We start from the raw sequence: 24689 nt of genomic DNA, 5'->3' as shown, positions 1-24689 counted from the left end.
GCTTGAAAGGGGCTATGCCATTTGCTTTACAGTATGGCCATGATCCCCTGCCAAAAGAAGCTGATATCGACGAAGCCTGGAGCAGGGTTGCCACTAAATACGAAGTGTTGATAGGCTATGCCAAACAGGAAGCCTCAATTTATATCCCAAACCTAAAACCTGTTCAAAGATTCGTAAAACTGCCTTTCCTCGGCAAGTATTTTGAGAAGGTTATTGTTAGGCTATTGAGCTATAAAGTCTACAAAAAGGCCTCAAATGAATTCGCACAAAGGCATGCAAAAGCAGGAGGGAAGGCCTACCTGTATGAGATTGCATGGGGTTCCAAAACCAACGGGTTCGGGGCAACCCATACCATAGACCTGCCATTGTTGTTTGGTGATAAGGCCACTTGGGAAAAAGCTATGCTGACTGAAGGGATCGAATGGGAAGAGGTGGAACTCGAAGGGAAAAAATTCCGGGGAATTTGGGCTGAATTCGCCAGGTCTGGGAACCTTCCAACCGAAAATGATGCGCTTCGGAATTTGGTGAAGATCTCAAGGGTTTGAACAGGGTTCAAATTTCACTTTGGGATAGCGCTTTCAGCAGTTGTTTTCCTTCAGCTTCTTGAAGCTGGTGATGGCATTGCTGATCTGCTTTTGAACAGTACGGTGGTGGGTGGATATGCCTGCCACGATGTATGATGGCAAAAAGACTGGGCTTCCCGCCATTCCTTTATTTATTCCTTTGCCTCTTGGGCTTGCTTGGCAAATACATGTATCGATAATTAAATTTTAGAGGTCCCTTAATTGAAGCAAATGCCGGCATATTGTATCGTTTTAGTTCTCTATACCTGATGAAAATTAACATGGAAGTAAATGGTCAATTTTTTTTCAAAAATCTCTCTTCCTAAAGATCTTCATCGCTAATATGTTGGGACAGAGGATCCACAATAGCATCATGGAAGTAGAAAGCAAAATCCCCTTGGCAGATCCGAAAAACTGCTGGAAGAAAGCACCCGTATATCCCATCAATGCAGAAATATCCAATTGCATCAGCATGATGATTCTGCCAAGATCTATAGGGTTCAAGAATACCAATCCCAAAGTTGTTTTTTCCAGGGGATAATCAGACAGGCTGTAGATAAGATAAAGTACAAACCCATCGTAGATCAGAGAGAAGTAAATCCAAAATGATATGCTGATGCCGATGGCTTTGGTCTTGTCACAGGTGAGTACGGAAGCCAAAAATGCCAACCCTGCAAAGACAATACTTAGTGCAATACCAATTACCAAAAGTGTAATCACCGTAGTATCCGCTCCCCATAATATCATAGGAATCCCAAGGCCAACAAAAATTGAGGCACTCAGCATAATGATGACTGCTAAAATCTGGCTCAAGAATACATCCCTTCGCTTCACCGGTTGGGCAAGCATCAACTCTGTAAATTCAAGATTATTGAAAAAGTGCGTAGTCGCAAACACAGCAGCTATCAGAGGCACAATCATCAGCATTATATTGAGAAGACTTAGGGAGACTTTGCCCATATCCTCAGATACTTGATAAATAGACACGGCTACCAATACCATGAATATGGTATAGAGGATAACAAACCTGCTTTTCACAATATCATAAAGCGAATACTTCAGTAGCTTAAACATGACTCAAATTGTTTTTTTTCTTTTTTTTTAAACTCCATTCCATTAATCTTGCGATGGCAGTTGAGAATTTTTCTTCTCCCGTCATATCCTTGAGACAAGTGATGGTATCATTGAAAAAGACCTCTCCCTCATTGATATAAATTGCATGGTCTGTCAATTCATCCAGTTCGCTCAGGATGTGGGAGGTAATCAGGATGAGCTTTCCGGAATCACGCTCTTTTTTGATTTTATGCTTCAATGTTTCGACAGCCATGGGGTCAAGTCCTACTGTAGGTTCATCCAATACCAGAATATCTGCCCCAAACATAAAGGCAAGTGCTGCACTTACTTTCTGCCGCGTTCCCCCGCTAAGGGTATGCATGGGTTTGGCCATGATCTTGTCCAGACCAAATGCTTCTATCAATTCCAGGTCATAATCTTTGATACTTGGCCGCATGTCTTGCATCATGCTGAAAAGTTGGCCAATTTGGATATTGTCAGGGTATCTTCCTATTTGGGGCATGTAACCGATATTGGACCTGTATTCAAAGTTCCCTTGGATAGACTTGCCGTGTACAAGTACGTCACCGGAATTGGGGATGACCATACCCAGGATGATTTTGATCAGGGTGGTTTTGCCAGAACCGTTGGGTCCCATCAAGGCATAGCTTTTTCCCGCTTCAAATTCCAAATCGAATGATTTGAGGACTTCTAACTTGCCGAATTTTTTGGAAATATTTCTAACTGAAATCATAAGGTTTCATTTTAGGACTGTTGTCGATCATGTTTTCTGGGGTGATGGCAGGAATGGTTTTTTCCATTTTATCCAACAGGGTGACCATGAAGCTTCTCCACAGGATCACTGCAGAGGGGATTTTCTCCACAATCACCGAAAACAAGCTGATGGGTCTATAGGGGATGTCACCGATGCTGTCTTTGTTTAAGTCATATCCTTCATATTTATCCCAGTAGTTTTCTTTGAGAATATTTAATACGACACTGCCATTGGTGCTGATGTCGAAGGTATTGCCTGTAAAGTTATTGGCCTCGAAGGTGTTGTCGTCACAACTTGCCATCAGTTTGAGCGCCCAGCCATTGCTGCTGAAAGTGTTGTTTTTGAAAAGCGTCCTACTGCTTCCTTCCATATAGATGCCAATGGTGTTCTTGCGGAATATATTGCCAACCACTTCTGAGTCAGTGATGTCTTTGAGTAAGATGCCATAGGAGCTGGATCCTTCGTTTTCTTCGAAAATATTGTCCTTCATCAAGACATTGCGGGTGTACATCACGGCCACACCTGCTCCATTTTTACGAAAGGTATTTTTGATATAGCTGTTGTCATGGGAAAACATAAAGTGCAGGCCGTAGCGTTTGTTACCGACTACGGTATTGTCCTTACTGATGGTATTGGTGACAAATTCCAAATAGATTCCATCCCGATGACCTTCTATATAGTTGCCTTCGACCATGGAGTCTTTACACTTCCAGAGGTGGATCCCGTTGCTGGTCTGATATTCCCTTTCAGCCCTTGAAATGAGTTTGTTGTTTTTGATGGTAAGATTTGAGGAGTTGGAAAAGTGCAAGCCAAAGAAAGTATTGTCAAGCTTAAGGCCATCGATGCTGCAGTTTTGGGAGTCAAGGAATTTGATGGCAGCGGAATCGTCAATATTGGACTTGCCTGTATTGATGATCCTGAGGTTTTTGAAATGAATGTCTTCTCCAGCAACAATAAAGATATCCCCCTTTTCTTCCCCGTTGATGGTAGGCATTCCATCCCCTTGTATGGTAAGTGGTTTACGGATAATGATTTCGTGTTCCAGATATTCCCCGGGACTCAGGATGATCACATCACCTGCAATGGCTTTCTCTACAGCCCCTTTGATAGAATCTCCAGGCTGCAGCCGGATTGTCTCCGCCCATGCCGGGCTGCTGAGAAGAAGTAAAAGTATGATGGTTGTTTTCATGGCATTGTAGATTTAGGGATGATGGATGCGGGAAGCAAGAGACAAGAAGCTAGAGTCAAGACGGATTTTCACCCTTCACCCTTACTTAAACTGCGTGAGAAGTTCTCCCCAGGCCATATAGATTCCGCCGTGGTCTTTTTTGTATTTTTTGAGAGTTTCGTAGTCTGAGAAGGCGACAACATTGCTTGCCATTGGAGTTTTGAATTTGTCTGATTTTAAATAGAAGGCGATAGTAGCATCTGTCAATGTCTCCACCCGGTCATAATCCATGATCAGAATGTGTTTGATGTCTTGATTGCTGACTTCTTCAGATCCTAAGAATGACATCAGGCAATTGACATCATCAAAAATGAATATTTTGCCTTTTTGGGTGACTACTTCAGACCCATATTGGGGATCCATCAGCTTCATTTTGCAATGATGACAGCTGTCTTCCCCATATCTGATGGCACGAGGATCAGCACTGCAGGATAGCAGGAAGATAATCGAGATGAGGTTTAAGAGTTGAATTTTCATGATATGATGACTTTTGGTGACCGTGATTTGGATGTCGAATTGTTCTGGATATTTTGTTTATAGGTATGGATTGGCTGATTTGTTTTTTTTGTCTTCCAGGTGGCATCTTACAGCCAGGAAGATCATCAGTAAACCGGAGGCAGAAATAAGCCATCCCCCTGTATCAGGCCCCGAATAAGCCAGAAAGTTGAGGAGCTCTTTATAACCCAATAAAGGGGGCTGATAAGACATCCCCGGAACCTTGATGGCAGCTGTAGGATCAAGGTTGTGTCCGTAGTCATAGCCCCAGAGGTACATGTCTACCAAGACGCCTATACCCAAAAGTGAGATCATTCCCAGAAAGGTATAAGCCATCCACCTGCCAGCAAACAAGGCTGCCAAGACACCAAAGGCAATGATGAAGGCAAATACATATTTTAGGTAAATGAATTCGGGAAACATTTCTTCCCCTATATGTTTCATGCCGATGTAGTGGTTGACACCATTGATGATGTCAACATCCCCACTGAGTCTGTCAATCCAGATTTTCATGTTGAGTCCCTCAGGGTATTGTGGAGCCCAGAGACTTATTTGCCAAAGGGGAGTATAGTAAGCAGAGACCATCAGGATAGCGGCAATGAAAATCAGTGCCCGGTTTAATGAATCTATTTTTTTCATAACCTTGGTGGTAAACCACCGACATTGCTGCCGGTGGTAGTGGACTTGTCATTCACCCGTTGAGAACTTGATGGGTGTATTGCTTCCTGCAGGAGATACCCTGAGGTATCCTTGCATTTCCTGGTGAAGCGCAGAGCAGAAATCTGTACAATAGAATGGGAAAATCCCAACCCTATTGGGCACCCACTTGAGCGTGGCGGTTTCTCCTGGCATCACCAGCAATTCTGCTGTATTGGCACCTTTCACAGCAAAACCATGTGGTACATCCCAGTCTTGTTCCAGATTGGTCACGTGGAAATACACTTCATCACCCACCCTTATGCCTTCGATATTGTCAGGTCGGAAGTTGGATCTGATGGTGGTCATGTAGATGTGAACCTTGTTGCCATCTCTTTCGACACGGGCATTGTTGATGCCTTTAAGCGCTCTTGGGTGGTTGTTTTTCTCCAAGGGATAGAACTTTACCTGCTTGTCTTTGATCAGAGATGCTGGGAATGCTTCTGCATAATGAGGCTCGCCGATTGTCGGGAAATCCAGCAGCAATTGCATCTTATCCCCTGAGATGTCATATAACTGGGCGGAGTGTGCCAATTCAGGTCCTGTTGGCAAGTATCTGTCTTTCGTGATTTTATTATAGGCTACCAGGTATTTCCCGTGGGGTTTACCGGTTGGCCCACCCGGAATCATCAAGTGCCCTACGGAGTAGTAAGTGGGCACTCTATCCAATACCTGAAGGGTTTCTATGTTCCATTTTACAACTTCAGAGGACACAAACATGGATGTGTATGCATTGCCTCTTCCATCAAACTCTGTGTGAAGTGGCCCTAATCCAGGTTTATTGACTTCTCCATGCAATACAGATTCATATTTTAACACCGGCATGCCATCAATGCTGCCTTCGAAGTCCTTGTCTTCAATTGCCTTGAGCATTTTGGTGAAGGAGAAGACAGGAATAATTGCTGCCAGCTTGCCACTGCCGATAATGTATTCACCGGTAGGGTCTGTATCTGTTCCATGGGGGGATTTTGGGCATGGAATGAAGTAGATAATGTCCTTCAATTCTTTCGGATTCAAAGTCAGGATATCTTCCTTGATGGTGGAAGTTGCGGTATGGGTATCTTCGTCCCATACATTGTGGGCATATTTGGCTTTTGATTTCTTGCCTTTGCCTTGTTGGATGTACTGTTCTGCTTTTTTCCAGTTGACAGCCATGATGAAGTCTTTGTCTTTCTGTGAGGCATTAACTTCCAAAAGGGTATGCGCCATCTCGGTATTGTATGTTGAGAAGAAGAACCAGCCATGTGATTTTTTCTTTCCTGCGCGGGCCAGATCAAAGTTGAATGGCGGTGCCTCAATCTGGAAAGCGAGGTCCATAGTTCCATGGTCTTTGTCTACAGATATGAAAGAGATGGATCCCTTGAAGTTTTCTTTGTAAGTATCTATTGGAACATCCATGTTCTCACCTGTAGGGACGGAAAATCGGGTTCCTGCCACTACATATTCAGTGTTTTCTGTGATAAAAGGAGATGAGTGGTTTCCTGCGGAATTTGGGATTTCGAGGATTTCCACAGTTTTGAAGGTGGTCAGATCCACCCTGGCAATTCTGGGGGTATTGTTCCCGTTTGCAAATGCCCATCTCGCATCGTGTTCTGCATTGGTAGTAGAAATCGCAATGTGGTGAAGGTCATCCCATGGCACAAACCCATGGGCGGTATTCAGCATAGGCTTGGACTCTTCCGAAAATCCCCAGCCATTTTCGGGATGGACTGAGAAAACAGGCACTATCTTCAATGTCCGTCCGGAAGGTAAGCCTACGACAGAAATTTGACCGTTGAACCCACCGGAGACAATGTTGTAAAATTCATCATGCTCTCCCGGTGCTACATACACTTTGTTGGCGGCATCCCCGGAAAGCGCTGATTGGGCTCCTTTAGGTTTGCATCCTGGGGCGAAAGCCATTACTATCACAGCTCCTGCCAATAACCATATTCTTTTTTTCATTTTCTTGGGGGTTAAATTTGGATCAATTCATAGCTGCATCACTGCCGCCGGTTTTTTCTCTATCGTTTTTTCTAAAGTATTCGAGTATTTGCCTGGATTCATCTATGGATATGTTTTGGTTTGGCATCCTGGTCAGACATTCCTCCAATAACTTTTGTGCTACAGGGTCTTCATTGAGCATCACATCTACATTGGTGATCATATTCATGATCCATTCAGATCTCCTTCTGTTGGTGAGCCCTTCGAAGCCAGGACCTACCAGCCGTTTGGCATTATACTGGTGACAAGCCGTGCATTTCATGTCCAGAATGGCTTTTCCTTTTTCAGCCAAGACCTGATCGATTTCATCACCTAGGATCACTTCTTTGATTTCGCCTATCCCTTTGGGGTCTGCTACTTTTTCTTTTTTTGCACTGGGAGGGGTATAGGATCCCTGGTTTTCATTACTTCCCCCACCTCCGCAGCTAGCCATCAGGAGCAATGCTATTCCCATTGACATCAGTACTGTACTTTTCATAGTTTCTGTGATTTTAGATTTGTGGTGACTTTTTTGAATTTGAATTGATTTTGGTGATTTCTGAATGGGAGGATATGAAAACCATTGGGCAAGGAGCATCAAGGCAAGACCCAGTGGCAGAAAAGCAGAAGCGATAAAGACCAAGAGGTGGTAATGGGGTATAAAACCCAGTTTGGCCCAAAGCAAGATGCCCTGTCCCAAGATTAGGAACTCCGAAGTGATGAAGCCAATGGCCAGTAGTACCCAGGCTATTAGGGCTTGACGGTTTTTGCGCAGCCAATTGTTTTTCAAAGCCAATGCCCCCAAGCCAAAAGTAATGGCACCAAGCATGACCAAATGGACAAAGCCAATGACATAGTTTCTGATAGTGTAGGCTACGTTGGCAACATCGGGCAAAATGAGAGTAGCCTGAATCAAAGCTTTGGCCAGAAGACTGATGATCCCTATCCAAAGCATGGAATTTATCCAGCTTTTTGAAAGGCAGTAACTGCTATGAAGCTGGGTGATGATTGGTCTAAGGATGATGAAGTAGGCAAATGCCTGTAGAACAACCCCCAATCCATTCAGGTACAGCAAGACTGTGGCCGGCATGCTCCATGACACAGGGAGTGCGTATGTAAGGAAGAGGGATAAATGAAGTGCAAGCAGTGTTTTTGGCCCAATTTTAATCGGATGGCCTTTTGTCTCCATATAAATCAAAACCAAACCAAGGAGTGCGTACACAAACCAGCCGTTTAGCTGAAAATGTAAAAACCACTGTACGGACATAAAATAAAGTGGATGCATTCGCCCCAAAATGGCACCAATCGGTGCAATGGCCCACAATCCTATACTGGAGATCAGCATCCAGATGATGCTCAGACAGATCAGTGTTTTGGCAGTACCGGAAGCCGATTTTTTCAAATCCCGAAAAAAGGAATAAGCAAAAACATAGCTCAATACAAGATGCATGGTGGAAAATGCAATGCTAAAGCCTCCATAACCCTGGAATGGGAAACTGAGCATCATCCCTATATTGGCGATGACAGTCAGGATCAATATTTTTTTGTAAAGCTTCAAGCGGAGGGGGCTTTTGACATAGCTAAAAGTCAATAGCCCAGTCAGGAGCAGGTATCCCCATCCCAGAAGAGCAATATGGGAATGTGCATGAAGGAGATGCTTGTATTCGAAAAAGGGGATTTCTCCAATGAAGAAATAGCGCATCGCCAATCCAAAAACAGAAGCACAAAAGAAAAAGAATACTGCCCATGACATCCAAGTTCTGGGAAGAGACTTGGAGGCAATGGAAGGCATGTGCCGATTGTATGTATGTGTATGGGCAGTATTCATGGTTGGTCAAGTATTCAGGGTGTTGAACAATACTTTGGCTTTAGGGAAAAGGATGTTGTTCTCCAAATGGATATGGGTATGTAAATCCTCTTCAAATTCCTTGAGCATGGCGAAGGCGACCTTGTAAGTCTGACAGCCATCAGGTGGGCATGTATATCCGTCTGTCAAAGCAGCTATTTTCCTGAACCTTTCCCCCTCGGTATCATGTTCGTGCTCCATCATCGCAATGGGATTGTCAATATGGCCAAAATGGGGTTTGGAGAGTGTGAAGCTACTTCTTTCAGCTTCTTCCATGGCCTTGATGTAGGGGAAGAGTATCAGTTCTTCTTTTTTCATGTGGCTGCTTAGTGCATCAGCAGCGAACAAAAACTCCTGTGCAACACCAAACAACTCAGCATGCCTGCCTCCATGTACTGCTGCGAGTTTGGGGAGATAGATTTTTAGTGATGGAATAGTTTCTTCGACATAGCGATGGTGCTTGCTTATGATATGGTCGATCAACTCACCCAAGCCAAAGTCTTTGTAGTGTACTTCTTCTTTCTGCACAACTGCCTGTTCTAGGTCTGAGAGTATACTTGAAAGTTCCACACCATTTTTTTCACAGGCATCACTCACACTGATACCGCCTTTGCAACAAAAGTCTATACCGTATTGCGTAAAGATTTTGGCTGTTTTGAAGTTTTCTGCGACTATTCCGCCGACTTTTCTGTTTGCTAGTTCCTGTAACATTTCATATTTGGTTTAAAAAAGACTAATTTATCTTTTATTGTTTTAAATTTTTTTAAGATTTCAGAAAGCTTGTCCCTTCATTGACTTGGCTTGCAATAGCCTTCAGATTGGTCGTAAGCATCATGCCGGTCAAATGGTCCCTGACAGCCTTGAATTTATGATGGACAGGGCAGGGATGCTCTTCAGAACATTTTTCCAGACCCAAGGCACATCCCGTGAATATCAAGTCACCATCTATCGAAGCAACAATTTGTGCTATGGAGATGGTTTTGGGATCACCGTGTATGGCAAAGCCCCCGTTTGGGCCTTTGGCTGAGTTCAACAGCTCGTCCCTGACCAACTGCTGTAGTATTTTTGCAGTGAATGCTTCGGGAGAATCGATGGCTTTGGCGATCTCTTTAAGCCCCGCACGTTGTACACCTTCTTTTATTGTGGCCAAATAGATCATGGCATTGATGGCATATTTGCAGGCTTTTGAGAACATCTTGTCTTTAATACAGGACAAATATATCCTTTTTTAAATAAAGATAAAAATATCCTTTAATATTTTTTTGACTATGCTTGAAAAGAATGGGGGGGATCTTGGAGGTTTTTGGGGTAAAAGAGGTATAAAGTAAGGGTTTCTGATAAAAGGAATCAGTAATTTTTTAATGAATCACCTTTTAGAACTTGCTGACAACTTTTGAATTTTGCCATGGACATCATGGATAATATTCTATAGGTATCCCCGCTTTCATACCAGTAGGCACTTAACAATAATGACCTCACTTTATTTGCAGCTGCTGTTGACTACGCCACTGCAAGTGTTAACCGTCGACACTCGTGCGCCGTGACGTGGTTGTCGATAAAGCACCTTAGTTTCGCCAGACCATTTCCAATCCAGCATATGCTGTGGTCTCTGTTTTTGGCTTTTTGCTTGGAGGCAATTTTCTGATTGTTTCTTTATCGCCAACAAAGTGTTGTAAAAAATATTTGCCTTTGTAGCCTAGTTCATGAAGATAAGCAGCCATTTTCAAAACTTTTTCTGCGTTGATCAACTCCGAATGGACTGTTGTTCTAACTTCAAATGGAACATTCAGTCCCATAAGCACTTCCAGACTCTCTTTGAATGGAACAAAAAGATCGGATTTGGTAATGCTTTCAAAATCTTCTGGAAGGGCCTTGAAATCCAAGGCTACATAATCCACCAACCCTTCATCAATCAAATTTTCGAGGACATGGGGTCGGCTTCCATTGGTGTCGATTTTGACTTTCATGCCTAGCCTCTTCACTTCCGAAGCATACCAAGGCAAATCCCGATGCATCGTACATTCTCCACCGCTGAAGACAACGCCATCGAGTAGGTTTTTCCTTTTTCTCAAAAAGACGAGCACTTCATCAAAACCTACCTTTCCCTTACCATTGACGATTTCAGGATTGTAACAATAACCACAACGCATATTACAGCCTGCAAACCAAAGGATGCAGGCTGTATGGTTGGGATAATCCAAAAGGGTAAATGGAGTAATGCTATAAATAGGCTTTTTGACCATTTGTATTATTCTTTGAAATGGGTTCTCTGTTTATGCTCCCCCTTTTTGCCGATGTTGAAGCTTTCCACGGGTCTGTGATATCCCATCACCCTTGTGTAAACCAGGCATTTGGTCCTTTCTCTTTCATGCTTGGCAAGGAGGTTTTCTGTTTGAGGTTCTTTGGTTTCAATTTGCATGTTCATGATGGATTTGGTTTAAATTATCTAATAGGATTTCATCGCATTTTGGACAGTATTCATGCTCACCATTCAAGTATCCGTGTACTGGGCAAATACTGAATACCGGTGTGACAGTAATATATGGAAGCTTAAAATTGGAGAGTACCTTTTTGACCAGATTGCGGCATGCCTCCGGGGAGGATACTTTTTCCTGCATATAAAGGTGGAGTACTGTACCTCCCGTGTATTTACATTGGAGCTCATCCTGTAGCATCAAGGCCTCGAAAGGGTCATCTGTATGGTCAACAGGTATTTGGGAGGAGTTGGTATAATAGATGTTTTCTTCCATGCCAGCCTGAATGATATCAGAAAATCGTTTTTTATCTTCTTTCGCAAATCTGTAAGTAGTGCCTTCGGCTGGAGTGGCTTCAAGATTGTAAAGATTTCCCGTTGCCTCCTGAAAGACTTTCATTTTCTCTCTGATGTATTCCAGGATAGCTGTTGCCAAGATTTGCCCTGAGTCGTGTGTGAGGTCATCCATGCCTTCTGTGAAATTGAGGATCATTTCATTGATGCCATTGACACCGATGGTGCTGAAGTGGTTACGGAAATGGGGGAGATACCTTTTGGTATAAGGGAAAAGCCCCCTGTCGTACATCTCTTGGATAAACTGTCTCTTCTTCTCTAAAGTGGATTTAGCAAGTTCCAACAAGTGATCCAATCGCTGATATAAGCCTTCAAGGTTACCTTTGTAGATGTAACCCAGCCTGGCCATATTGATGGTGACTACACCTATGCTTCCTGTCATTTCAGCCGAACCAAAAAGCCCATTGCCCCGCTTCAGGAGCTCTCTCAAGTCCAATTGAAGCCTGCAGCACATACTGCGGACAGCATTGGGTTTATAGGCATTTGGGTTTTCTATCCTGTTGCCTTCTTTATCAACGGTGTATTGGCTGCCAATGAAATTTTGAAAATAAGAGGAGCCGATTTTGGCCGTGTTTTCGAAAAGCAGATCGGTATTTTCCCCATGCCAATCAAAATCCTCTGTGATATTTACCGTGGGGATGGGGAAAGTAAATGGCTGTCCGTTGGCATCTCCCTCCGTCATGACGGTATAGTATGCCTTATTGATCATATTCATTTCCTCTTGGAAATACTTGTAGCTCAAATCTTCCAAGTTGTTTACACCTCTGTTCCTGGCTATTTTCAGTAGATTTTGATCTTGGTTAAACTTGAATAAGTGGATGTCGTTTTTCGTGGGAATCTGATCTTGGAGATCCTCAGGAACAACCCAGTCCAAAGTAATATTTGTAAAAGGGGACTGTCCCCATCTTGCCGGGACATTGAGGTTGTACACAAAAGATCTAATGGCTTTCTCTACATCTTTTTGGGAAAGCTGGTCTTTGAATACATATGGGGCGAGATAAGTGTCAAAAGAACTGAAAGCTTGTGCTCCAGCCCATTCACTTTGAAGAATCCCCAAGAAATTAGCCATCTGACCCAAAGCCTCTCTGAAGTGGGAGGGGGGATTGCTTTCTACCCTGCCTCTTACACCATTGAAACCTTCGTTGAGCAAAACTCTTAGTGACCAGCCTGCACAATAACCCGTTAGGCAGTCTAGATCATGGATATGGATGTCACCATTTCTGTGCGCATAGCCTTCTTCCTTGCTGTAGACTTTATCCAGCCAATAGTTTGCGATGATTTTTCCTGCCACATTATTGACCAATCCGGCATTGGAGTAGGAAGTATTAGCATTGGCATTGATTCGCCAATCTGTTTGATGGATGTATTCCTCTATGGTTTGGGTGCTGTCCACATAGGTGGTGTCTTCATTGAGACCGGCGACATGTTCGCGTTGCATTTTGCGGGTATGCCTGTACAGCATAAAGGAGCGCATGACAGCAAACAATCTGCCGTTAAACAACTCTTGTTCTATGATATCTTGGATTTCTTCCACCGCCCAGGTGGTTTTTCGGGAAAGTTTGTCCAGAATGCTTTTGAAAACTTCGGTGCGGTAAGTTTGGTTGACGCTTTGAAAGGCTTTCTGGAGTGCATCTTCAATTTTGAAGGGTTCGAATGGGGCATATTCTCCATTTCTTTTGATGACATATTGATCCATAAGGTGTAGATGGTTTGAAAATCTCGATTACAATACATTGCCAAGGTAGAATCAATAGAGGGCTATAGTAATGGTATTTGTCATGTTATGGTTTGATAAATATCATGAAAAACAAATAAAGGATAACCCCATCCTTTAATAAGGTTTTGATACTTTTGCTTTTGAAAAGGAAGGGGGGAATGCTCCATGTATTTAAATAATAGAAAAGCGGATGGTTTTGTCCGGGTCAACACAAAATTTTTGAAGCCTCTTGATGTTTTTCCATTGATTTTGTCAGGACTGGTCCTTGGTATTGTTGGAAGTTTTGTGAGACTTGGGGTTGTGGAATGGAATATTCCTGACACGGCAACCCAACGTGGCTTATTGATGAGATAGCAAAAGATAAAAGTATTCAATCTAGAAAACGCTAAGATGCTTAATGAAATCTATTTGCTTGCTGGTTGGATATAAATTAAAAATTCATTTAAATATTAGTGGTTCACAGGTTTTTTTAAATCACTGGAACACTGTGGATTGGTTTACTTTATAGCTAAATTGGGTTGAAGAAAAGGTTTAACCTTATTATTAAGGGATTTTTATCCTTAATTTAACCAGAAATTAGTATTCAATATTTAGTATCAATATGTTTTCAAAAGCCTGTCAGTACGGAATTAAAGCGGTTATATATATTTGGACTCAAAGTATGAAAGGTAATAAGGTAGGAGCCAAAGAGGTAGCGGAGCTTGTAGATGCACCTGAAGCTTTTACTGCCAAGATATTACAAGAACTGGTCAGAAAGAAAATTATTGGTTCGCAGAAAGGTCCTTCAGGAGGTTTTTTTGTGGGGAAAGAACACGGAAAATACACGCTCAAGGATCTTGTAACAGCGATTGATGGAGAGGGCTTGTTCAGTGGCTGTAGTTTAGGGCTTAAGTCCTGCTCTGACAGTAACCCTTGTCCGCTGCACCATGAAATCAGCAAGGTCAGGGCACATGTGGTCAGCATGTTGACCATTAAGACCTTGAAGGAGCTTGCCCAGGAAGTGGAAAGTGGAGTAAGTGTTCTTTCCAGGCTAGTTTGATTTCTGACCAATACATATAACAGTTTTGTGGGAGAATGATAGACTATAGTTTTGAAAATACTGAGAATGCGTTTGGAACTCCCCAAGCAATTGAACCAGGCTTTGTTAAAGACATTTCCATGGGAAGGCTGCAAGGCAATATCCCAATAGTGTAAATCCGAAATGCACTTTTAATGCCTCACTCTGGGGGAAAACCCCTTGCCATTAGTGTTTTTTCTTTGCGAGCTTGGCGGTAAAAATTATAACCACAAAGATCACCAAGTTTTTCACAAAGAACACTAAGTCTCGGATATACTTTAGTCGCCTTTAGACGAAACCAAACCGATCGGTCTTTAGCCGATAGTAGCTTAGTTCTAAGCGGTTAATGTCATTAACTAAATTGAAGCTAATGTAATTCATAAAAAACAACATGTTTTAGATCTTTACTCAGGTAATGTGAATGAAATCATATTCATAGCAACTAGTAGTGACTTTGGGGTGTTTTAGAAAAAAGGGCTCATGAGGCTGTTTTAAATGCAGGTTTTTAAAAATCTTATACCCATAGCAGAATAAAATATTGAAACAATTTCCTAAAATAGTCTTTATGAAAAAAATGCTTTTTATATTAATGCTTATGCAATCTTCTATTGCATGTTCTACCAATAGGGATTTGTCTGACTTCTATATAAATTCTAAAAAAGGGGGAAGGGGAGATTTATATTTTTTTAAAGGACATAGAGGTGAGTTTATTTCATGGACCAACGATTTGTGGATAGGACAATCAAATTTTGAGTTTATAGAAGTAAACGATACCTTAAAAATTTTTTATCTTGAGAATAACTTCCAGAATGAAGTTTTCTTGAAAAAGAAAGGAGGTATAAGGAAAATAGATGAAAACATGTCAAATAATACTTTCTTAAAAATTTCAGAAAAGAAGGCAAGGAAAATGATACCATCGTTTATTCCAAGTGAAATTTTCTTATACTGAAAAATGAACATCCACTTGTAGGGGACGCCATGTATAAAGTTTTTGAATTTGAGAATAATGCTACCGATTCGGTTTATTTAGGACTTGCTTCTCATTTTGAAAACATTGCCAGTAGTTTATCTCAGTTATTCGTGACTTTTGAGTAAGAGGAAATAGAGGATACACTCTTTCTCACCGATTATGAAAGTATCAACCTGATATTACTTGAACCAGCACCCGTATAACTCTGAATCAGAAGTGTCATTAATGACATATATTTCGAAATATGGTGTGGGATATTTTATTGATTTACAGAGAGAAGAGTCAATGCCCTTTCACCAATCAAAAGTGCTGAAGTTTACCAAAGACTTTAAAATAAAATATAGAGACCCAATGGATATTGCAATTGAGTGATTAGAATATAAGGTAAGAATGCGACTAGATTCACTGGCGGATCAAATGAAAAGTCATTCTCCTTTGAATAAAGAAACCAATACCATTTAATTAAGGAGCCATAAAAGCATATAGTATATGAAATCTGAAGAATTTATTAAGAAAATCAAAACAGTTGTTTCTGAGGCAACAATAAGTGATGTTTTGGAAAATCTTGAATCTCCCGCAGGAAGGAATCCAAATAAAGAGTTGTTAGATGTTTCTAACTGGTATAATAGTTTGGATCAGCTAAATAAATTCTATATTAGAAGAATAATTGAAACGAGTGTTGATACTAGTGTGTTTGGGTTTTTATGCGTACTAGATGAAATTAGAACAGTTGAAAATTCACCAAACAAAGGGAGTTTAAAATTATTTTATACTAATGAAGAGGCAAACACCCTAATAAATAATCATGAAGAAGAGTATCTCCATGATTTGTATAATAATTTATAAACATTTAATTATTTCAATATTGAGTATTGAAAAGGATATAGGAAATTGGAATATAGCCTGAGAAAGTATAAAAAATGAAGTGGAATTATTTAATGAATATGTTTGTATATTCTAATTTATTGTGGATAATTTCTTGTAAAAATGAATGTAAGAATTCTGAAATTGAAGTTAGTGAGTTGCTGGAAATTTCAGCCAATGAAAGATCAATAGATTATTGTGGTATATTAGTGAAAGCCATAAATGGGGATGAAAAATCAATCAAAGAGTTGTCTCTCTTAGATTTCCAAAATGCGGTCGGATATGATCATGGTACTGTAATAGTAGGGTTGATAATTAATGTAGGAGAAATGAATTTTATAGAGGCGATATATGGAATTAACGCAGAACAAAAAAACATGATCAAAGCATACGTTGATATTGGATTGGAATATGGGTACATTCGCAATCAAATAACTACCAAGGAAACCGAAACTGAGTTTCCGATTTTGCATGAATTTCTAATCCGGTAATCCAAATTAATTTATCTGGAGAATACATATAGCCCTCGAAAAATTCTTTGATATGAAAACCAATATAAGTTATTTCATTCTTTGTGTTTTACTTTTAGGTTGTGATTATTCTTACCAAAAACAAATAGGAGAATCCTATTTCCTTCGGGCAGTCAATTCTCCGGTTACAATGAGTATTGGCTTTGGATCTTCGGAAATAAATGAGGGTTTAATAAATCAAACTGTGTTCGAAGTACATTGGAACGAAGAGTATATCTTGGCAAAAAGACATCCATCCAAAGGGGTCAACGTGGGGGATATTGATAGAGATCAGGTAGATTATTATGTAATCAAAAAAGTTGATTTTGGCAAGGAAAGAGCCAGTGAATATGTAGTCGGGCCAATTACTATAAATGATTATTCAAAGAGGATATTAGAATTAGGACTTAATGAAAAAGATATGAGTTCATTGACATTTAAGGATCTTAAATAGAATTGGATAAACAGGCATCGGTATCACTGCCTGACACAAATGTTCAAGGAGATAGTCTGATCTTAAGATACAAAATGTATTAAATGTTTAAGATCATTTGTTCCTAATTATTGTTGTGTTTGTGATTCAGGACTAAAGGTTTGTCTATGACTTCCAGATCTTTAAATATGTCAGGGGTTTTTAATGTTGGTATTCCCCCGTACCTTTTACATGCACAGATGTATTTGCGTGGTTTTGGGGTAAGCCCATATCTATTTTCACATCATCTTTATTGATTTTCAAATGAGAACTTTAATAATTTTATTTATTATGTTGCTTCCTTTCACAAGCAAAGGCCAAATAGAAATAGACTCTCTCTCTGTTTATAAATACTTTGAGAAGAAAGGGTATACTACAGCAGGTGTTGCCTCTCAGTTTAGAGATTTTGAAAAGAAAGAGATGGAGCTGATAGAGATGACACCTATCGAAATAAACCAAATAAATCAAATACTTAAATTAGCGAAAATAAAAAAGCATCGGCAGACAAAGTTTGGGATTTCTCCTCTTTTCTGCAAGGCTGTGATAGGTGAGAAAAAAATAGACTTTATAATAGGAAAAAATATAATTGTAGATTTGACAAATTATCAAAACTATTTAATAAAGAATGAGGAAGATCGGTTGTGGTTGGAAGCCTTGATCGAGAAAATACGGGGGGATTAGATGAGGTTTTAAGTCAAATTCCAATCTAAGTTTGGCAATGAAGTTTAGAAATTCATCTGGTTGAAAATGGCCAAATTTTTAGTGGTTTTTCCAAGTAAGTGCTGCTGATCTAAGGAGACTATCTACATCTGGGTGAAGATTAGAAAAGAGGCTAGGGGTAGGTTGTATCTACTCATTCTTAATTTTTGGAATTTGCAATTCCAGTTTTCAGGAGTGAAGTTGCAAACTTCACCCAGCGCCCAAGAGAACTTCAATTATCATAGAGAAGAAACTATACCTAGGAGGGGAAATGAATCATCATGATACTATATTGTATTCAAATTGTTGAAAAAATGAAAATCCAAATAATCTTAGTTTTTATTCCCCTTCTTTTTGGGTGTAAAGGGGAGGTTCGGCAAGAGCTTATAGTATTGAATAAGTCAAGTATTAACATTTTTTATTGCGTTCATAAAGACTCGATCCCTGAAGTGTCAAGGATTAAGGAAATCAGACCATGGACAGATGACGAAATAAAGAATCATCATAGAAATCTTAAATTCGATACGAAAGAAGATTCCATAGAAAACGCAAAGAGTTTGATGACAGCTTATTTGATCAAAAAGGATAGTCAAAAAGTGGTGTTTTCATCAAGGGCAGTGGGGATATTTCTTGACAAAGAAAGTATCCAAGAGCAGATAAAAAATGAATATGCTGGCTGCCTATATGTTTCTATAATTGCCGAAGATGACTTGGCAAGATATTCAGATACGGAGATTATAGGAAATGGACTTCTAAAACCAATTTTTTCCTTAAAGGAGAAAGATGTCAAGGACAATTCTATTAATCAAGAAATAGTGATTAAAGAATAAGTGCTGGTGTAGGCTTAGGAAATGATGAAAACGGGTTTGGGTTTGATATTGGGTATGAATCAGGCTGTTTTCGTTTTGGTTAAGGTGGTTGTTACGACCTCAATGCTGGAGTAGTAACCCTACTTATAATCTTGAAGAATGGAATGATAACGTAAAAAAGAAAGAAACACACAATTGCTATAGTTATGCTTCATGTTATGGATAAAAAGAAAATAATTTTCAAATTGTATTTACTTAATGTTATGTTTTTTACGATTTTAAGTACTAATGCTCAAGAAAGTGTGAATGCAGATAAAGTCTATTTTAATGAATATACAGATACTCTTGTAACGGTTGGTGAAAAAGAAATATTAGTTAGATTTGATGGATGGGCTTCAGGAATTGTGCGTGTAGAAATTAAAGTCTATCATAAATACCCAGACTCAAATGAAGAATGGACGCTTCTTTGTTCACAACGTACCAATACCACAAAAGCCACTTTTAATTTAGATGAAGTGGAAAGAAAAATAGTTTTTACGTCAAAGTCCGGAAGTATATTATTAACACTTCCATATGAAGCTTTAGAATTTCTTCCCGATTGGTAAGGTGTGAAGTTTTTGATCTCCTGATGTAGTTACTGGACTTGGTTTCCCAGTTTTAGGAACGATTCTTAAATACAACAATCCTTAATTTATATGAAAATGAATTTATTAAATTTCGTAATGGTATTTATTGTTTTGACAGCTCAATCCTGTCTTGATAAGGATGATTGTCATCGTGTAATCAAGATTGTAAACAATTCAAATGAAAGTATTTGGATAGCAGAATCTGGTATTCAGCATATTGGGCTTAATTGCCAACAAATTCCAGGGCTTATTCCGGAAGGCGGAAGCTATGATCTTGAAATAAGAGTATGCTGGGAAGATAGAATCAATAGAACATATCAAGGAGCAGTGGTTTTTTATTTCTTAGACGAAAGCTTCAAGGATAATTTCCCTGATTGTGACTCAATTAGATTTAATCAAAGTGTCATAGAAAAAAGACAGTACACTGTTGAAGATCTAAATGAGTTGAATTGGGTGGTGACATACCCTTAAATAACCGAAGACAAAGTTGATGGAATTAGAGCTGAACTAAGGTACTTCGTGTGATTGTAACATTTGAAGAAGTCTGTTTAACCAATTTGAAAATATAAGAATCTGATTGAAATATATTAGAAATTGACAAGATCAGAATATTGAATTTTCAATCTGGTATATTCAAATCTTAAATTCGTAGGAAAGCAAAAACTGGTATGCCTGGCTTTGAGGTGGATGGTGGCATGGCTGCAAGGGAAGATGGCTTCCTCCTCTCAATCCTGGCTCAAAAACTCTCGTTCTTGCCCTCCCATGAAAGATTATTTCGGGAAGTAGTGGCGGAAGAACCGGAATATCTTTATAATTTATCCACCACGTCTGTGTGAGGCGTAGCGCATTAGCTATCTTCAACGAGAATCCGATTCCCATTGATGTGTTTTCCGAAACGAGCCTGCTTGTAGGGGGGCAAGTTTGGGACAGGTTTTGGGGAATGTATGGGCTACATTTAAGACACAGGTGGATATAGATAATTACCCGGCTGTTTTTGAGAATACTACCAGCGACTATGAAAGTAAATACTACTTTGATTAGAATAAAATCAATTCAATTTAAAGATGGTTTTCCATTGGCTTAGAATGGTCTTCACTGTCTGGAAAAGCCAATCACCTATTCCAATTCTTCCTCAAGATACTTTTCCAGAGTAGTGGGGAGTTTTACCGTATTGTTCGGCTGTTCTGGAACAGCTTTGTTATCGATCACAGCTTGAGTCATATCCGATAGGTTGGCCGCAGTATTTTCCGTAAACCCAAGTGACATAAGTGTCTCTACCCACTTGTTTTTCGGTATCTGCTCAACAGTCACTTTTTTGCCTAGCAATCCTGAAAAGGTATTGGCTACGTCGAGTGAACTGTATTTTTGTTGCCCTATCAACTCGTATATTTTTTTGCCTTTTGAGAATGATGTATTGGTCATTATTTTGGCGATAAATTTAGCCAAATCAATAGGGGAGTGCATTTCGACTTTCAAATCTTCGGGAAAAAAGGTAGGCAATACACCATATTCCCCAGCAGTTTCCAAATAGCCCATCCAATTGCTAAAATAATAGGAGGGTCTGACATACACTTTTTCTATGTCCAAATCGTCTAAGCCCTCCTCCAAAATCCTAGACATTAATATATTCCCTGTATTGCCATCTATATGTGAACCTACACATGATAAGGCCACAACTTTTTTAATCCCCGTAGCCTGAATAGCTTTCATATAATTCCCAACTATTTGTTTGGTATCTTCTATGATATCATTTGACACAGGATTCTCAGGTGTCAGTACAAAAACAGTTGTCCCCCCTCTAAACGCCTCTATAAGTTGTCCGAGATTGAACAAGTCTGCGGTTCGGGCTTCAATGTTTTTGTCGGAAAGTTTGTCGGGGTTTCTGACTACCGCCCTGACAGGAAAACCATTTCTTTTGATTTCACTGATAAGATTTGAGCCCACTTGTCCAGTTGCTCCTACGATTATGTTCATAAGTTTTGTTTTTTTGTCAATGATACCGTAAAACTAAAATGGTACAGCGACAGCGGTATGTCAAGGGTGGGTAAAAAAATCAAAAATAAAGTTCAAAATCCGTCTATTGGGGGGCAGGCATCAACCCAAGATCGTCTGTCTTCTTTTGATGTCTTCGTCAGCCAACAGGCCTCTCCAAGCTATTTTAATGCCTCACTCTGTGGGAAAACCCCTTGCCTTTAGTGTTTTTTCTTTGCGAGCTTGGCGGTAAAAATTATAACCACAAAGATCACCAAGTTTTTCACAAAGAACACTAAGTCTCGGATATACTTTAGTCGGCTTTAGACGAAACCAAACCTATCGGTCTTTAGCCGATAGTAGCTTAGTTGATACAAACGTATAGCTGATACTATGACAAGACCCAACAAAAATTTATGATATTGATCAATTTTTAGTATCTTGATAGAAACCAACTATCAAAAACCATGAACAATTTCACAAGAGGTATTACCTTCAGATTGGGTTTTGTTTTAACCTTAATCATGTTCCCATTTCTTTGCTATTCCCAAAACCAGCCAAATATACCCAAGCCAAGAGGTCCCATAGACTTTTCCCAGACCAGCAACCTGGTGATTTTTTTGTTGATACCTGCGGTAATCATAATAGCGTATCTGATTTTCAGAAATAGGATCAAGCATGTGAAGGAAGAGAAAAGAAAGAGAGAAGAAAAGGAAGAGTAGCTGAATACTCAAAACCCCATGCTGGAGAGATTTGATAAGGCTATTGGCAAAGAAGCTTATAAGCATTTTTAGAGATGGAGCAACTTCAAGAGATATGAATCATTTAAGGGAGAAGGAAATGAAAATTTGAATTAGATGATTTGTGCTTAGTCTACCTATACAACTCAGAAGATGGTGAGATGGTTTTAGAAGAGTGTAGTAGATCCAAAAATTTCTCCAAACTTATAGGTCTAAGCAATCTATGTTTACCAGAACCACCTTCAGTTGATCATGATAATAATTCATACCTAAATTGGATGTATACAAATCGAGTGATAGTCCTTTATGATTTTCAGATGGAACTATCATATTTGGGTAGAAAAAAAACTTGATTGGAAACATGAAATTAAAACCGATAAGGATATAGACAAACCATTATTTTTACTTTATGGTTTGGTGGATTGTAACCTCCTGTTGTAGGTTTTAATTTTATTGTTACTGCTAAGGAGAAAGTGATGCTTTACTTGGGTTTCATTTTCAATGATTAAATTTCATAGATATTGATATATAAGGTTGATTTGATTGAAGCAAAAGTTATGACATTAAAACAATTTGAAAAAGAACTGGATGAGAAATTGATCAAAGGTTTTCAATCTTTGGATTTCTTTCAAGTAGGAAAACATCATTATTCAAGAGAGTTTGAGAATGGTAAGGTTGGATCGATTTTAGTCGAGAAAACTGATAGAAGAACGAAAGAAACATGGTTTATTAATATTCAAATATTATTTATACATGATAAGGTTGAGCAACTTGGGCAGGAAGTTGCGAAAGAATTTTATGCTCCAAATTACATTGTTAATACAGTATTTGAAAACTTGGGCTATTTGACTCCTCAGAATGAATATATAACTTTTGATTTCACCATTGGGCAAAAAGAGAGTAGAATTCAAAAAACTATAGATGATTTGCTGGAAACTGTTGAAAAACATGCAGTCCCTATGTTAAAGAAACTTTGTGATGATGAAGAGCTGTTTAAGAAGATGAGAAACAATGGATTAGGTCTTCAAATAACAAATCAAATTAAAGCTCCAATACTTTTGTTTTTAATGGGGAATCAAAATGAGGCTTATGAATTGGCTACGTCTACTTTAGCGGAAATTCGTCCAACTCCAAAAAATCCTCAAGTCCAGGAGCCAGAAAACTTCATTAATTCTGAAGAAGCTTTTTCTTTTTTTAGAAGAGACAAAGATCCTCTTTATTATTATAACTATAAAATATTTCACAATAGGTTTAGGTTGAAAATCAATTTCTGAAACGAAAATGACAAAAGCTTTTAAAGTAGAATGTGATAAGCTGGTTGGACACGTGCTGACCAATGTGTACTACGAGTTTGGTGTTGAGGGATTTCTCAATACCAGAGAGTTGAATGAAGTTCGTTTCGAATATATTCCCCTCTCTTTATTATACTTCGAGATGCAATCGGGGTCTGTATTTACTTTTTTCGATTCAACAAAGTTTTTGGAAGAGTTTCACTTCTACACTTTGGATATGAGAATAGAGTCCAATTTAGATTTCCAATTAAAACAATGGGATCAATCCAAATACTTTGTATGGAGTAAGTATTTGAACAAAGAAATAAAAAGTGTTGAAATTATTTGGGGAAGCTTATATAAAAATCATTTTAGGGGCAATCCTCCAGATATTTATCCTAGAGGATTGGAGATTACATTTTCTGAAGATCTAAGTCTTGTGATAGTTGCGAGTGAATTTGATATGGTAAAAGACAGGTATAGCTTTATGTGTCCAGATGAAGCCTTGATTGTATGCTTTTCGCGTGAAATTTATGAATCTTTGTTTGGAAAAGAATGCTAAAACTTATGGGGAATACCAAGAATTATGTGTACAGATATACAACTGTGCCGATGAGGATAGTTTCAATTTAGGATTCGAAAGACTAACCCAGGAAGTAGTAGTGGATGAACAGACATATTCCTATATTTATAGGCTTCTTTCGTGTGCTGTAGCGTAGCCCGCAAGCTTTGTCCAACAAGATTCTGAAAACATTTAAACAATGAAGAATAATTTATTTTTGCCGGTCTTTAGATCCCATGCCAACACAACTCTAACCCAAGAAGATATTGGGTCAAATTTGTTTAATGGTAAAACATCAAGTTTGTTCAGCTATTCATTGCTAAAATCAAAACCACCACAGATTATCTTCTCTTATAATTTGATGCTAATTCAAATCTTGAGGTTGGGTTTGACCTTTGCAGAATTAGATGAAGGAAACAGGTCTGTGGAAGTAAGAATCAGGTTTTCAAATAAACTGCTCCTCGTTTATGCCATACAACTAGCAATAGGATTCATTTGCATGATAGCGGCTGGGCTTTATTTAAATGACCCTGTATTGAAGGCCTTTTTTGTGTGTCTTCCAATCCTTATTTATATTGTTATAATAGTTAATTTTCATTTCTTTAAGTTTCGGGTTATGAAAAAGCTACATGAGGTTGGGTTAGATTATTAAAAAATATGATTATCCGCAATGGCAGCAGTAGTTAAATTATGCATATGTAATCATGCGGATAATTGTCAACTACGCCACGGCGCACGAGTGTCAACGGACGACAGCCAACAGTAATGAAAATCCGTTGTTGGAGAAACTTTGTTTGGCTTGTGGCAAAGTAGCGTATATACATATTAAAATATATGAGTATCCGCAATGTTGCACGTTGTGATAAAGATGACTTTATTCGATGCGGATACTCGTCAACAGACAACAGTTCACAGTCAACAGAAACTCAAATTGCTCACCCAACAATATTTTGTTTGGCTACGTGCAAGAAAGCGTA

Annotated in this window: 28 protein-coding genes; 14 read left to right on the top strand and 14 right to left on the bottom strand. The window is 39.3% G+C overall.

The genetic code is table 11. The features are described from left to right. The coding region (locus tag ACFSKL_RS16280; protein WP_376887386.1) for a hypothetical protein at window positions 1–545 on the top strand (545 nt) is incomplete at its 5' end. 33 nt (window positions 546–578) lie between these two features. Here ACFSKL_RS16280 and ACFSKL_RS16275 read toward each other — a convergent pair. From ACFSKL_RS16275 to ACFSKL_RS16215, 13 genes are all read right to left on the bottom strand, one after another. Then, window positions 579–707, bottom strand: coding sequence for a hypothetical protein (locus ACFSKL_RS16275; RefSeq protein ID WP_376887385.1), 129 nt, complete (start codon window positions 705–707; stop codon window positions 579–581). Between the two features lie 162 nt (window positions 708–869). Continuing rightward, window positions 870–1637, bottom strand: a complete 768-nt coding sequence (locus ACFSKL_RS16270) for an ABC transporter permease subunit (RefSeq protein WP_376887384.1) — start codon at window positions 1635–1637, stop codon at window positions 870–872. Continuing rightward, complete coding sequence (locus ACFSKL_RS16265; RefSeq protein WP_376887383.1) at window positions 1630–2370, bottom strand: ABC transporter ATP-binding protein; 741 nt, start codon at window positions 2368–2370, stop codon at window positions 1630–1632. Before ACFSKL_RS16265 ends, ACFSKL_RS16270 begins: the two co-directional genes overlap by 8 nt. Then, a complete protein-coding gene (gene nosD / locus ACFSKL_RS16260; protein ID WP_376887382.1) occupies window positions 2357–3580 on the bottom strand; it encodes a nitrous oxide reductase family maturation protein NosD in 1224 nt (407 codons plus the stop codon). The genes ACFSKL_RS16265 and nosD overlap by 14 nt, the downstream gene beginning before the upstream one ends. Before the next feature lie 81 nt (window positions 3581–3661). Then, window positions 3662–4096 carry a nitrous oxide reductase accessory protein NosL gene (locus ACFSKL_RS16255; RefSeq protein WP_376887381.1) on the bottom strand — a complete coding sequence of 145 codons (435 nt, stop codon included), beginning with the start codon at window positions 4094–4096 and terminating at the stop codon, window positions 3662–3664. A gap of 57 nt (window positions 4097–4153) precedes the next feature. Next, complete coding sequence (locus ACFSKL_RS16250) at window positions 4154–4753, bottom strand: hypothetical protein (RefSeq protein WP_376887380.1); 600 nt, start codon at window positions 4751–4753, stop codon at window positions 4154–4156. Between the two features lie 48 nt (window positions 4754–4801). Beyond that, complete coding sequence (gene nosZ, locus ACFSKL_RS16245; RefSeq protein ID WP_376887379.1) at window positions 4802–6754, bottom strand: Sec-dependent nitrous-oxide reductase; 1953 nt, start codon at window positions 6752–6754, stop codon at window positions 4802–4804. Window positions 6755–6776: 22 nt separating this feature from the next. Continuing rightward, a complete protein-coding gene (locus ACFSKL_RS16240) occupies window positions 6777–8600 on the bottom strand; it encodes a cytochrome c (RefSeq protein WP_376887378.1) in 1824 nt (607 codons plus the stop codon). Window positions 8601–8606: 6 nt separating this feature from the next. Next, window positions 8607–9329 carry an iron-sulfur cluster repair di-iron protein gene (gene ric / locus ACFSKL_RS16235; RefSeq protein ID WP_376887377.1) on the bottom strand — a complete coding sequence of 241 codons (723 nt, stop codon included), beginning with the start codon at window positions 9327–9329 and terminating at the stop codon, window positions 8607–8609. A gap of 52 nt (window positions 9330–9381) precedes the next feature. Next, window positions 9382–9813 carry an RrF2 family transcriptional regulator gene (locus ACFSKL_RS16230; RefSeq protein ID WP_376887391.1) on the bottom strand — a complete coding sequence of 144 codons (432 nt, stop codon included), beginning with the start codon at window positions 9811–9813 and terminating at the stop codon, window positions 9382–9384. A 370-nt stretch (window positions 9814–10183) separates the two neighbouring features. Continuing rightward, window positions 10184–10861, bottom strand: coding sequence for an anaerobic ribonucleoside-triphosphate reductase activating protein (locus ACFSKL_RS16225; protein WP_376887376.1), 678 nt, complete (start codon window positions 10859–10861; stop codon window positions 10184–10186). Between the two features lie 5 nt (window positions 10862–10866). Further along, complete coding sequence (nrdD, locus tag ACFSKL_RS16220; protein ID WP_465252698.1) at window positions 10867–11043, bottom strand: anaerobic ribonucleoside-triphosphate reductase; 177 nt, start codon at window positions 11041–11043, stop codon at window positions 10867–10869. Further along, window positions 11027–13141, bottom strand: coding sequence for a ribonucleoside triphosphate reductase (locus ACFSKL_RS16215; RefSeq protein ID WP_376887375.1), 2115 nt, complete (start codon window positions 13139–13141; stop codon window positions 11027–11029). The genes nrdD and ACFSKL_RS16215 overlap by 17 nt, the downstream gene beginning before the upstream one ends. A gap of 622 nt (window positions 13142–13763) precedes the next feature. On the opposite strand from ACFSKL_RS16215, the gene ACFSKL_RS16210 reads away from it, so the two are divergent. The 9 genes from ACFSKL_RS16210 (at window position 13764) to ACFSKL_RS16170 (ending at window position 19639) form a co-directional block, all read left to right on the top strand. Further along, window positions 13764–14201: an RrF2 family transcriptional regulator gene (locus ACFSKL_RS16210; protein ID WP_376887374.1), complete on the top strand. Its 438-nt coding sequence runs from the start codon at window positions 13764–13766 to the stop codon at window positions 14199–14201. A 583-nt stretch (window positions 14202–14784) separates the two neighbouring features. Beyond that, window positions 14785–15168 (top strand): hypothetical protein, encoded by a 384-nt coding sequence (locus ACFSKL_RS16205; protein ID WP_376887373.1) that lies wholly within the window; start codon window positions 14785–14787, stop codon window positions 15166–15168. A 510-nt stretch (window positions 15169–15678) separates the two neighbouring features. After that, on the top strand, window positions 15679–16035 hold the full coding sequence (locus ACFSKL_RS16200; protein WP_376887372.1) for a hypothetical protein: 357 nt from the start codon (window positions 15679–15681) through the stop codon (window positions 16033–16035). 74 nt (window positions 16036–16109) lie between these two features. Next, window positions 16110–16544, top strand: a complete 435-nt coding sequence (locus ACFSKL_RS16195) for a hypothetical protein (RefSeq protein ID WP_376887371.1) — start codon at window positions 16110–16112, stop codon at window positions 16542–16544. 52 nt (window positions 16545–16596) lie between these two features. Next, entirely contained in the window at window positions 16597–17016 is a 420-nt protein-coding gene (locus tag ACFSKL_RS16190; protein WP_376887370.1) for a hypothetical protein, read from the top strand. A gap of 282 nt (window positions 17017–17298) precedes the next feature. Then, a complete protein-coding gene (locus ACFSKL_RS16185; protein ID WP_376887369.1) occupies window positions 17299–17715 on the top strand; it encodes a hypothetical protein in 417 nt (138 codons plus the stop codon). A 467-nt stretch (window positions 17716–18182) separates the two neighbouring features. Next, window positions 18183–18563 carry a hypothetical protein gene (locus ACFSKL_RS16180; RefSeq protein ID WP_376887368.1) on the top strand — a complete coding sequence of 127 codons (381 nt, stop codon included), beginning with the start codon at window positions 18183–18185 and terminating at the stop codon, window positions 18561–18563. Between the two features lie 197 nt (window positions 18564–18760). Continuing rightward, window positions 18761–19147 (top strand): hypothetical protein, encoded by a 387-nt coding sequence (locus ACFSKL_RS16175; protein WP_376887367.1) that lies wholly within the window; start codon window positions 18761–18763, stop codon window positions 19145–19147. Window positions 19148–19237: 90 nt separating this feature from the next. Further along, window positions 19238–19639 carry a hypothetical protein gene (locus ACFSKL_RS16170; RefSeq protein WP_376887366.1) on the top strand — a complete coding sequence of 134 codons (402 nt, stop codon included), beginning with the start codon at window positions 19238–19240 and terminating at the stop codon, window positions 19637–19639. A gap of 645 nt (window positions 19640–20284) precedes the next feature. Here ACFSKL_RS16170 and ACFSKL_RS16165 read toward each other — a convergent pair. Next, a complete protein-coding gene (locus tag ACFSKL_RS16165) occupies window positions 20285–21142 on the bottom strand; it encodes an NmrA family NAD(P)-binding protein (protein WP_376887365.1) in 858 nt (285 codons plus the stop codon). A gap of 464 nt (window positions 21143–21606) precedes the next feature. Here ACFSKL_RS16165 and ACFSKL_RS16160 point away from each other — a divergent pair, with 464 nt between their 5' ends. The 4 genes from ACFSKL_RS16160 to ACFSKL_RS16145 all read left to right on the top strand — a co-directional run bounded on the left by ACFSKL_RS16160 (window position 21607) and on the right by ACFSKL_RS16145 (window position 24364). Then, entirely contained in the window at window positions 21607–21861 is a 255-nt protein-coding gene (locus ACFSKL_RS16160) for a hypothetical protein (protein WP_376887364.1), read from the top strand. 539 nt (window positions 21862–22400) lie between these two features. Beyond that, a complete protein-coding gene (locus ACFSKL_RS16155; protein ID WP_376887363.1) occupies window positions 22401–23153 on the top strand; it encodes a hypothetical protein in 753 nt (250 codons plus the stop codon). Window positions 23154–23160: 7 nt separating this feature from the next. Then, the gene (locus ACFSKL_RS16150; RefSeq protein WP_376887362.1) at window positions 23161–23712 is read left to right on the top strand and encodes a hypothetical protein; all 552 of its coding nucleotides are present in this window, start codon (window positions 23161–23163) and stop codon (window positions 23710–23712) included. A gap of 199 nt (window positions 23713–23911) precedes the next feature. Then, window positions 23912–24364 (top strand): hypothetical protein, encoded by a 453-nt coding sequence (locus tag ACFSKL_RS16145; protein ID WP_376887361.1) that lies wholly within the window; start codon window positions 23912–23914, stop codon window positions 24362–24364. Window positions 24365–24689: the final 325 nt, after the last annotated feature.

Origin of the sequence: Belliella marina, from assembly GCF_042682445.1 — a bacterium.
Lineage (GTDB): Bacteria > Bacteroidota > Bacteroidia > Cytophagales > Cyclobacteriaceae > Belliella > Belliella marina.
This window is presented reverse-complemented; position numbering and strand designations above follow the sequence as displayed.

Coding starts and splice junctions, on each gene's coding strand:
- ACFSKL_RS16275 (WP_376887385.1), bottom strand. CDS start 707: ATGGCGGGAAGCCCAGTCTTTTTGCCATCATACATCGTGGCAGGCATA.
- ACFSKL_RS16270 (WP_376887384.1), bottom strand. CDS start 1,637: ATGTTTAAGCTACTGAAGTATTCGCTTTATGATATTGTGAAAAGCAGG.
- ACFSKL_RS16265 (WP_376887383.1), bottom strand. CDS start 2,370: ATGATTTCAGTTAGAAATATTTCCAAAAAATTCGGCAAGTTAGAAGTC.
- nosD (WP_376887382.1), bottom strand. CDS start 3,580: ATGAAAACAACCATCATACTTTTACTTCTTCTCAGCAGCCCGGCATGG.
- ACFSKL_RS16255 (WP_376887381.1), bottom strand. CDS start 4,096: ATGAAAATTCAACTCTTAAACCTCATCTCGATTATCTTCCTGCTATCC.
- ACFSKL_RS16250 (WP_376887380.1), bottom strand. CDS start 4,753: ATGAAAAAAATAGATTCATTAAACCGGGCACTGATTTTCATTGCCGCT.
- nosZ (WP_376887379.1), bottom strand. CDS start 6,754: ATGAAAAAAAGAATATGGTTATTGGCAGGAGCTGTGATAGTAATGGCT.
- ACFSKL_RS16240 (WP_376887378.1), bottom strand. CDS start 8,600: ATGAATACTGCCCATACACATACATACAATCGGCACATGCCTTCCATT.
- ric (WP_376887377.1), bottom strand. CDS start 9,329: ATGTTACAGGAACTAGCAAACAGAAAAGTCGGCGGAATAGTCGCAGAA.
- ACFSKL_RS16230 (WP_376887391.1), bottom strand. CDS start 9,813: ATGTTCTCAAAAGCCTGCAAATATGCCATCAATGCCATGATCTATTTG.
- ACFSKL_RS16225 (WP_376887376.1), bottom strand. CDS start 10,861: ATGGTCAAAAAGCCTATTTATAGCATTACTCCATTTACCCTTTTGGAT.
- nrdD (WP_465252698.1), bottom strand. CDS start 11,043: ATGAACATGCAAATTGAAACCAAAGAACCTCAAACAGAAAACCTCCTT.
- ACFSKL_RS16215 (WP_376887375.1), bottom strand. CDS start 13,141: ATGGATCAATATGTCATCAAAAGAAATGGAGAATATGCCCCATTCGAA.
- ACFSKL_RS16210 (WP_376887374.1), top strand. CDS start 13,764: ATGTTTTCAAAAGCCTGTCAGTACGGAATTAAAGCGGTTATATATATT.
- ACFSKL_RS16205 (WP_376887373.1), top strand. CDS start 14,785: ATGAAAAAAATGCTTTTTATATTAATGCTTATGCAATCTTCTATTGCA.
- ACFSKL_RS16200 (WP_376887372.1), top strand. CDS start 15,679: ATGAAATCTGAAGAATTTATTAAGAAAATCAAAACAGTTGTTTCTGAG.
- ACFSKL_RS16195 (WP_376887371.1), top strand. CDS start 16,110: ATGAAGTGGAATTATTTAATGAATATGTTTGTATATTCTAATTTATTG.
- ACFSKL_RS16190 (WP_376887370.1), top strand. CDS start 16,597: ATGAAAACCAATATAAGTTATTTCATTCTTTGTGTTTTACTTTTAGGT.
- ACFSKL_RS16185 (WP_376887369.1), top strand. CDS start 17,299: ATGAGAACTTTAATAATTTTATTTATTATGTTGCTTCCTTTCACAAGC.
- ACFSKL_RS16175 (WP_376887367.1), top strand. CDS start 18,761: ATGGATAAAAAGAAAATAATTTTCAAATTGTATTTACTTAATGTTATG.
- ACFSKL_RS16170 (WP_376887366.1), top strand. CDS start 19,238: ATGAAAATGAATTTATTAAATTTCGTAATGGTATTTATTGTTTTGACA.
- ACFSKL_RS16165 (WP_376887365.1), bottom strand. CDS start 21,142: ATGAACATAATCGTAGGAGCAACTGGACAAGTGGGCTCAAATCTTATC.
- ACFSKL_RS16160 (WP_376887364.1), top strand. CDS start 21,607: ATGAACAATTTCACAAGAGGTATTACCTTCAGATTGGGTTTTGTTTTA.
- ACFSKL_RS16150 (WP_376887362.1), top strand. CDS start 23,161: ATGACAAAAGCTTTTAAAGTAGAATGTGATAAGCTGGTTGGACACGTG.
- ACFSKL_RS16145 (WP_376887361.1), top strand. CDS start 23,912: ATGAAGAATAATTTATTTTTGCCGGTCTTTAGATCCCATGCCAACACA.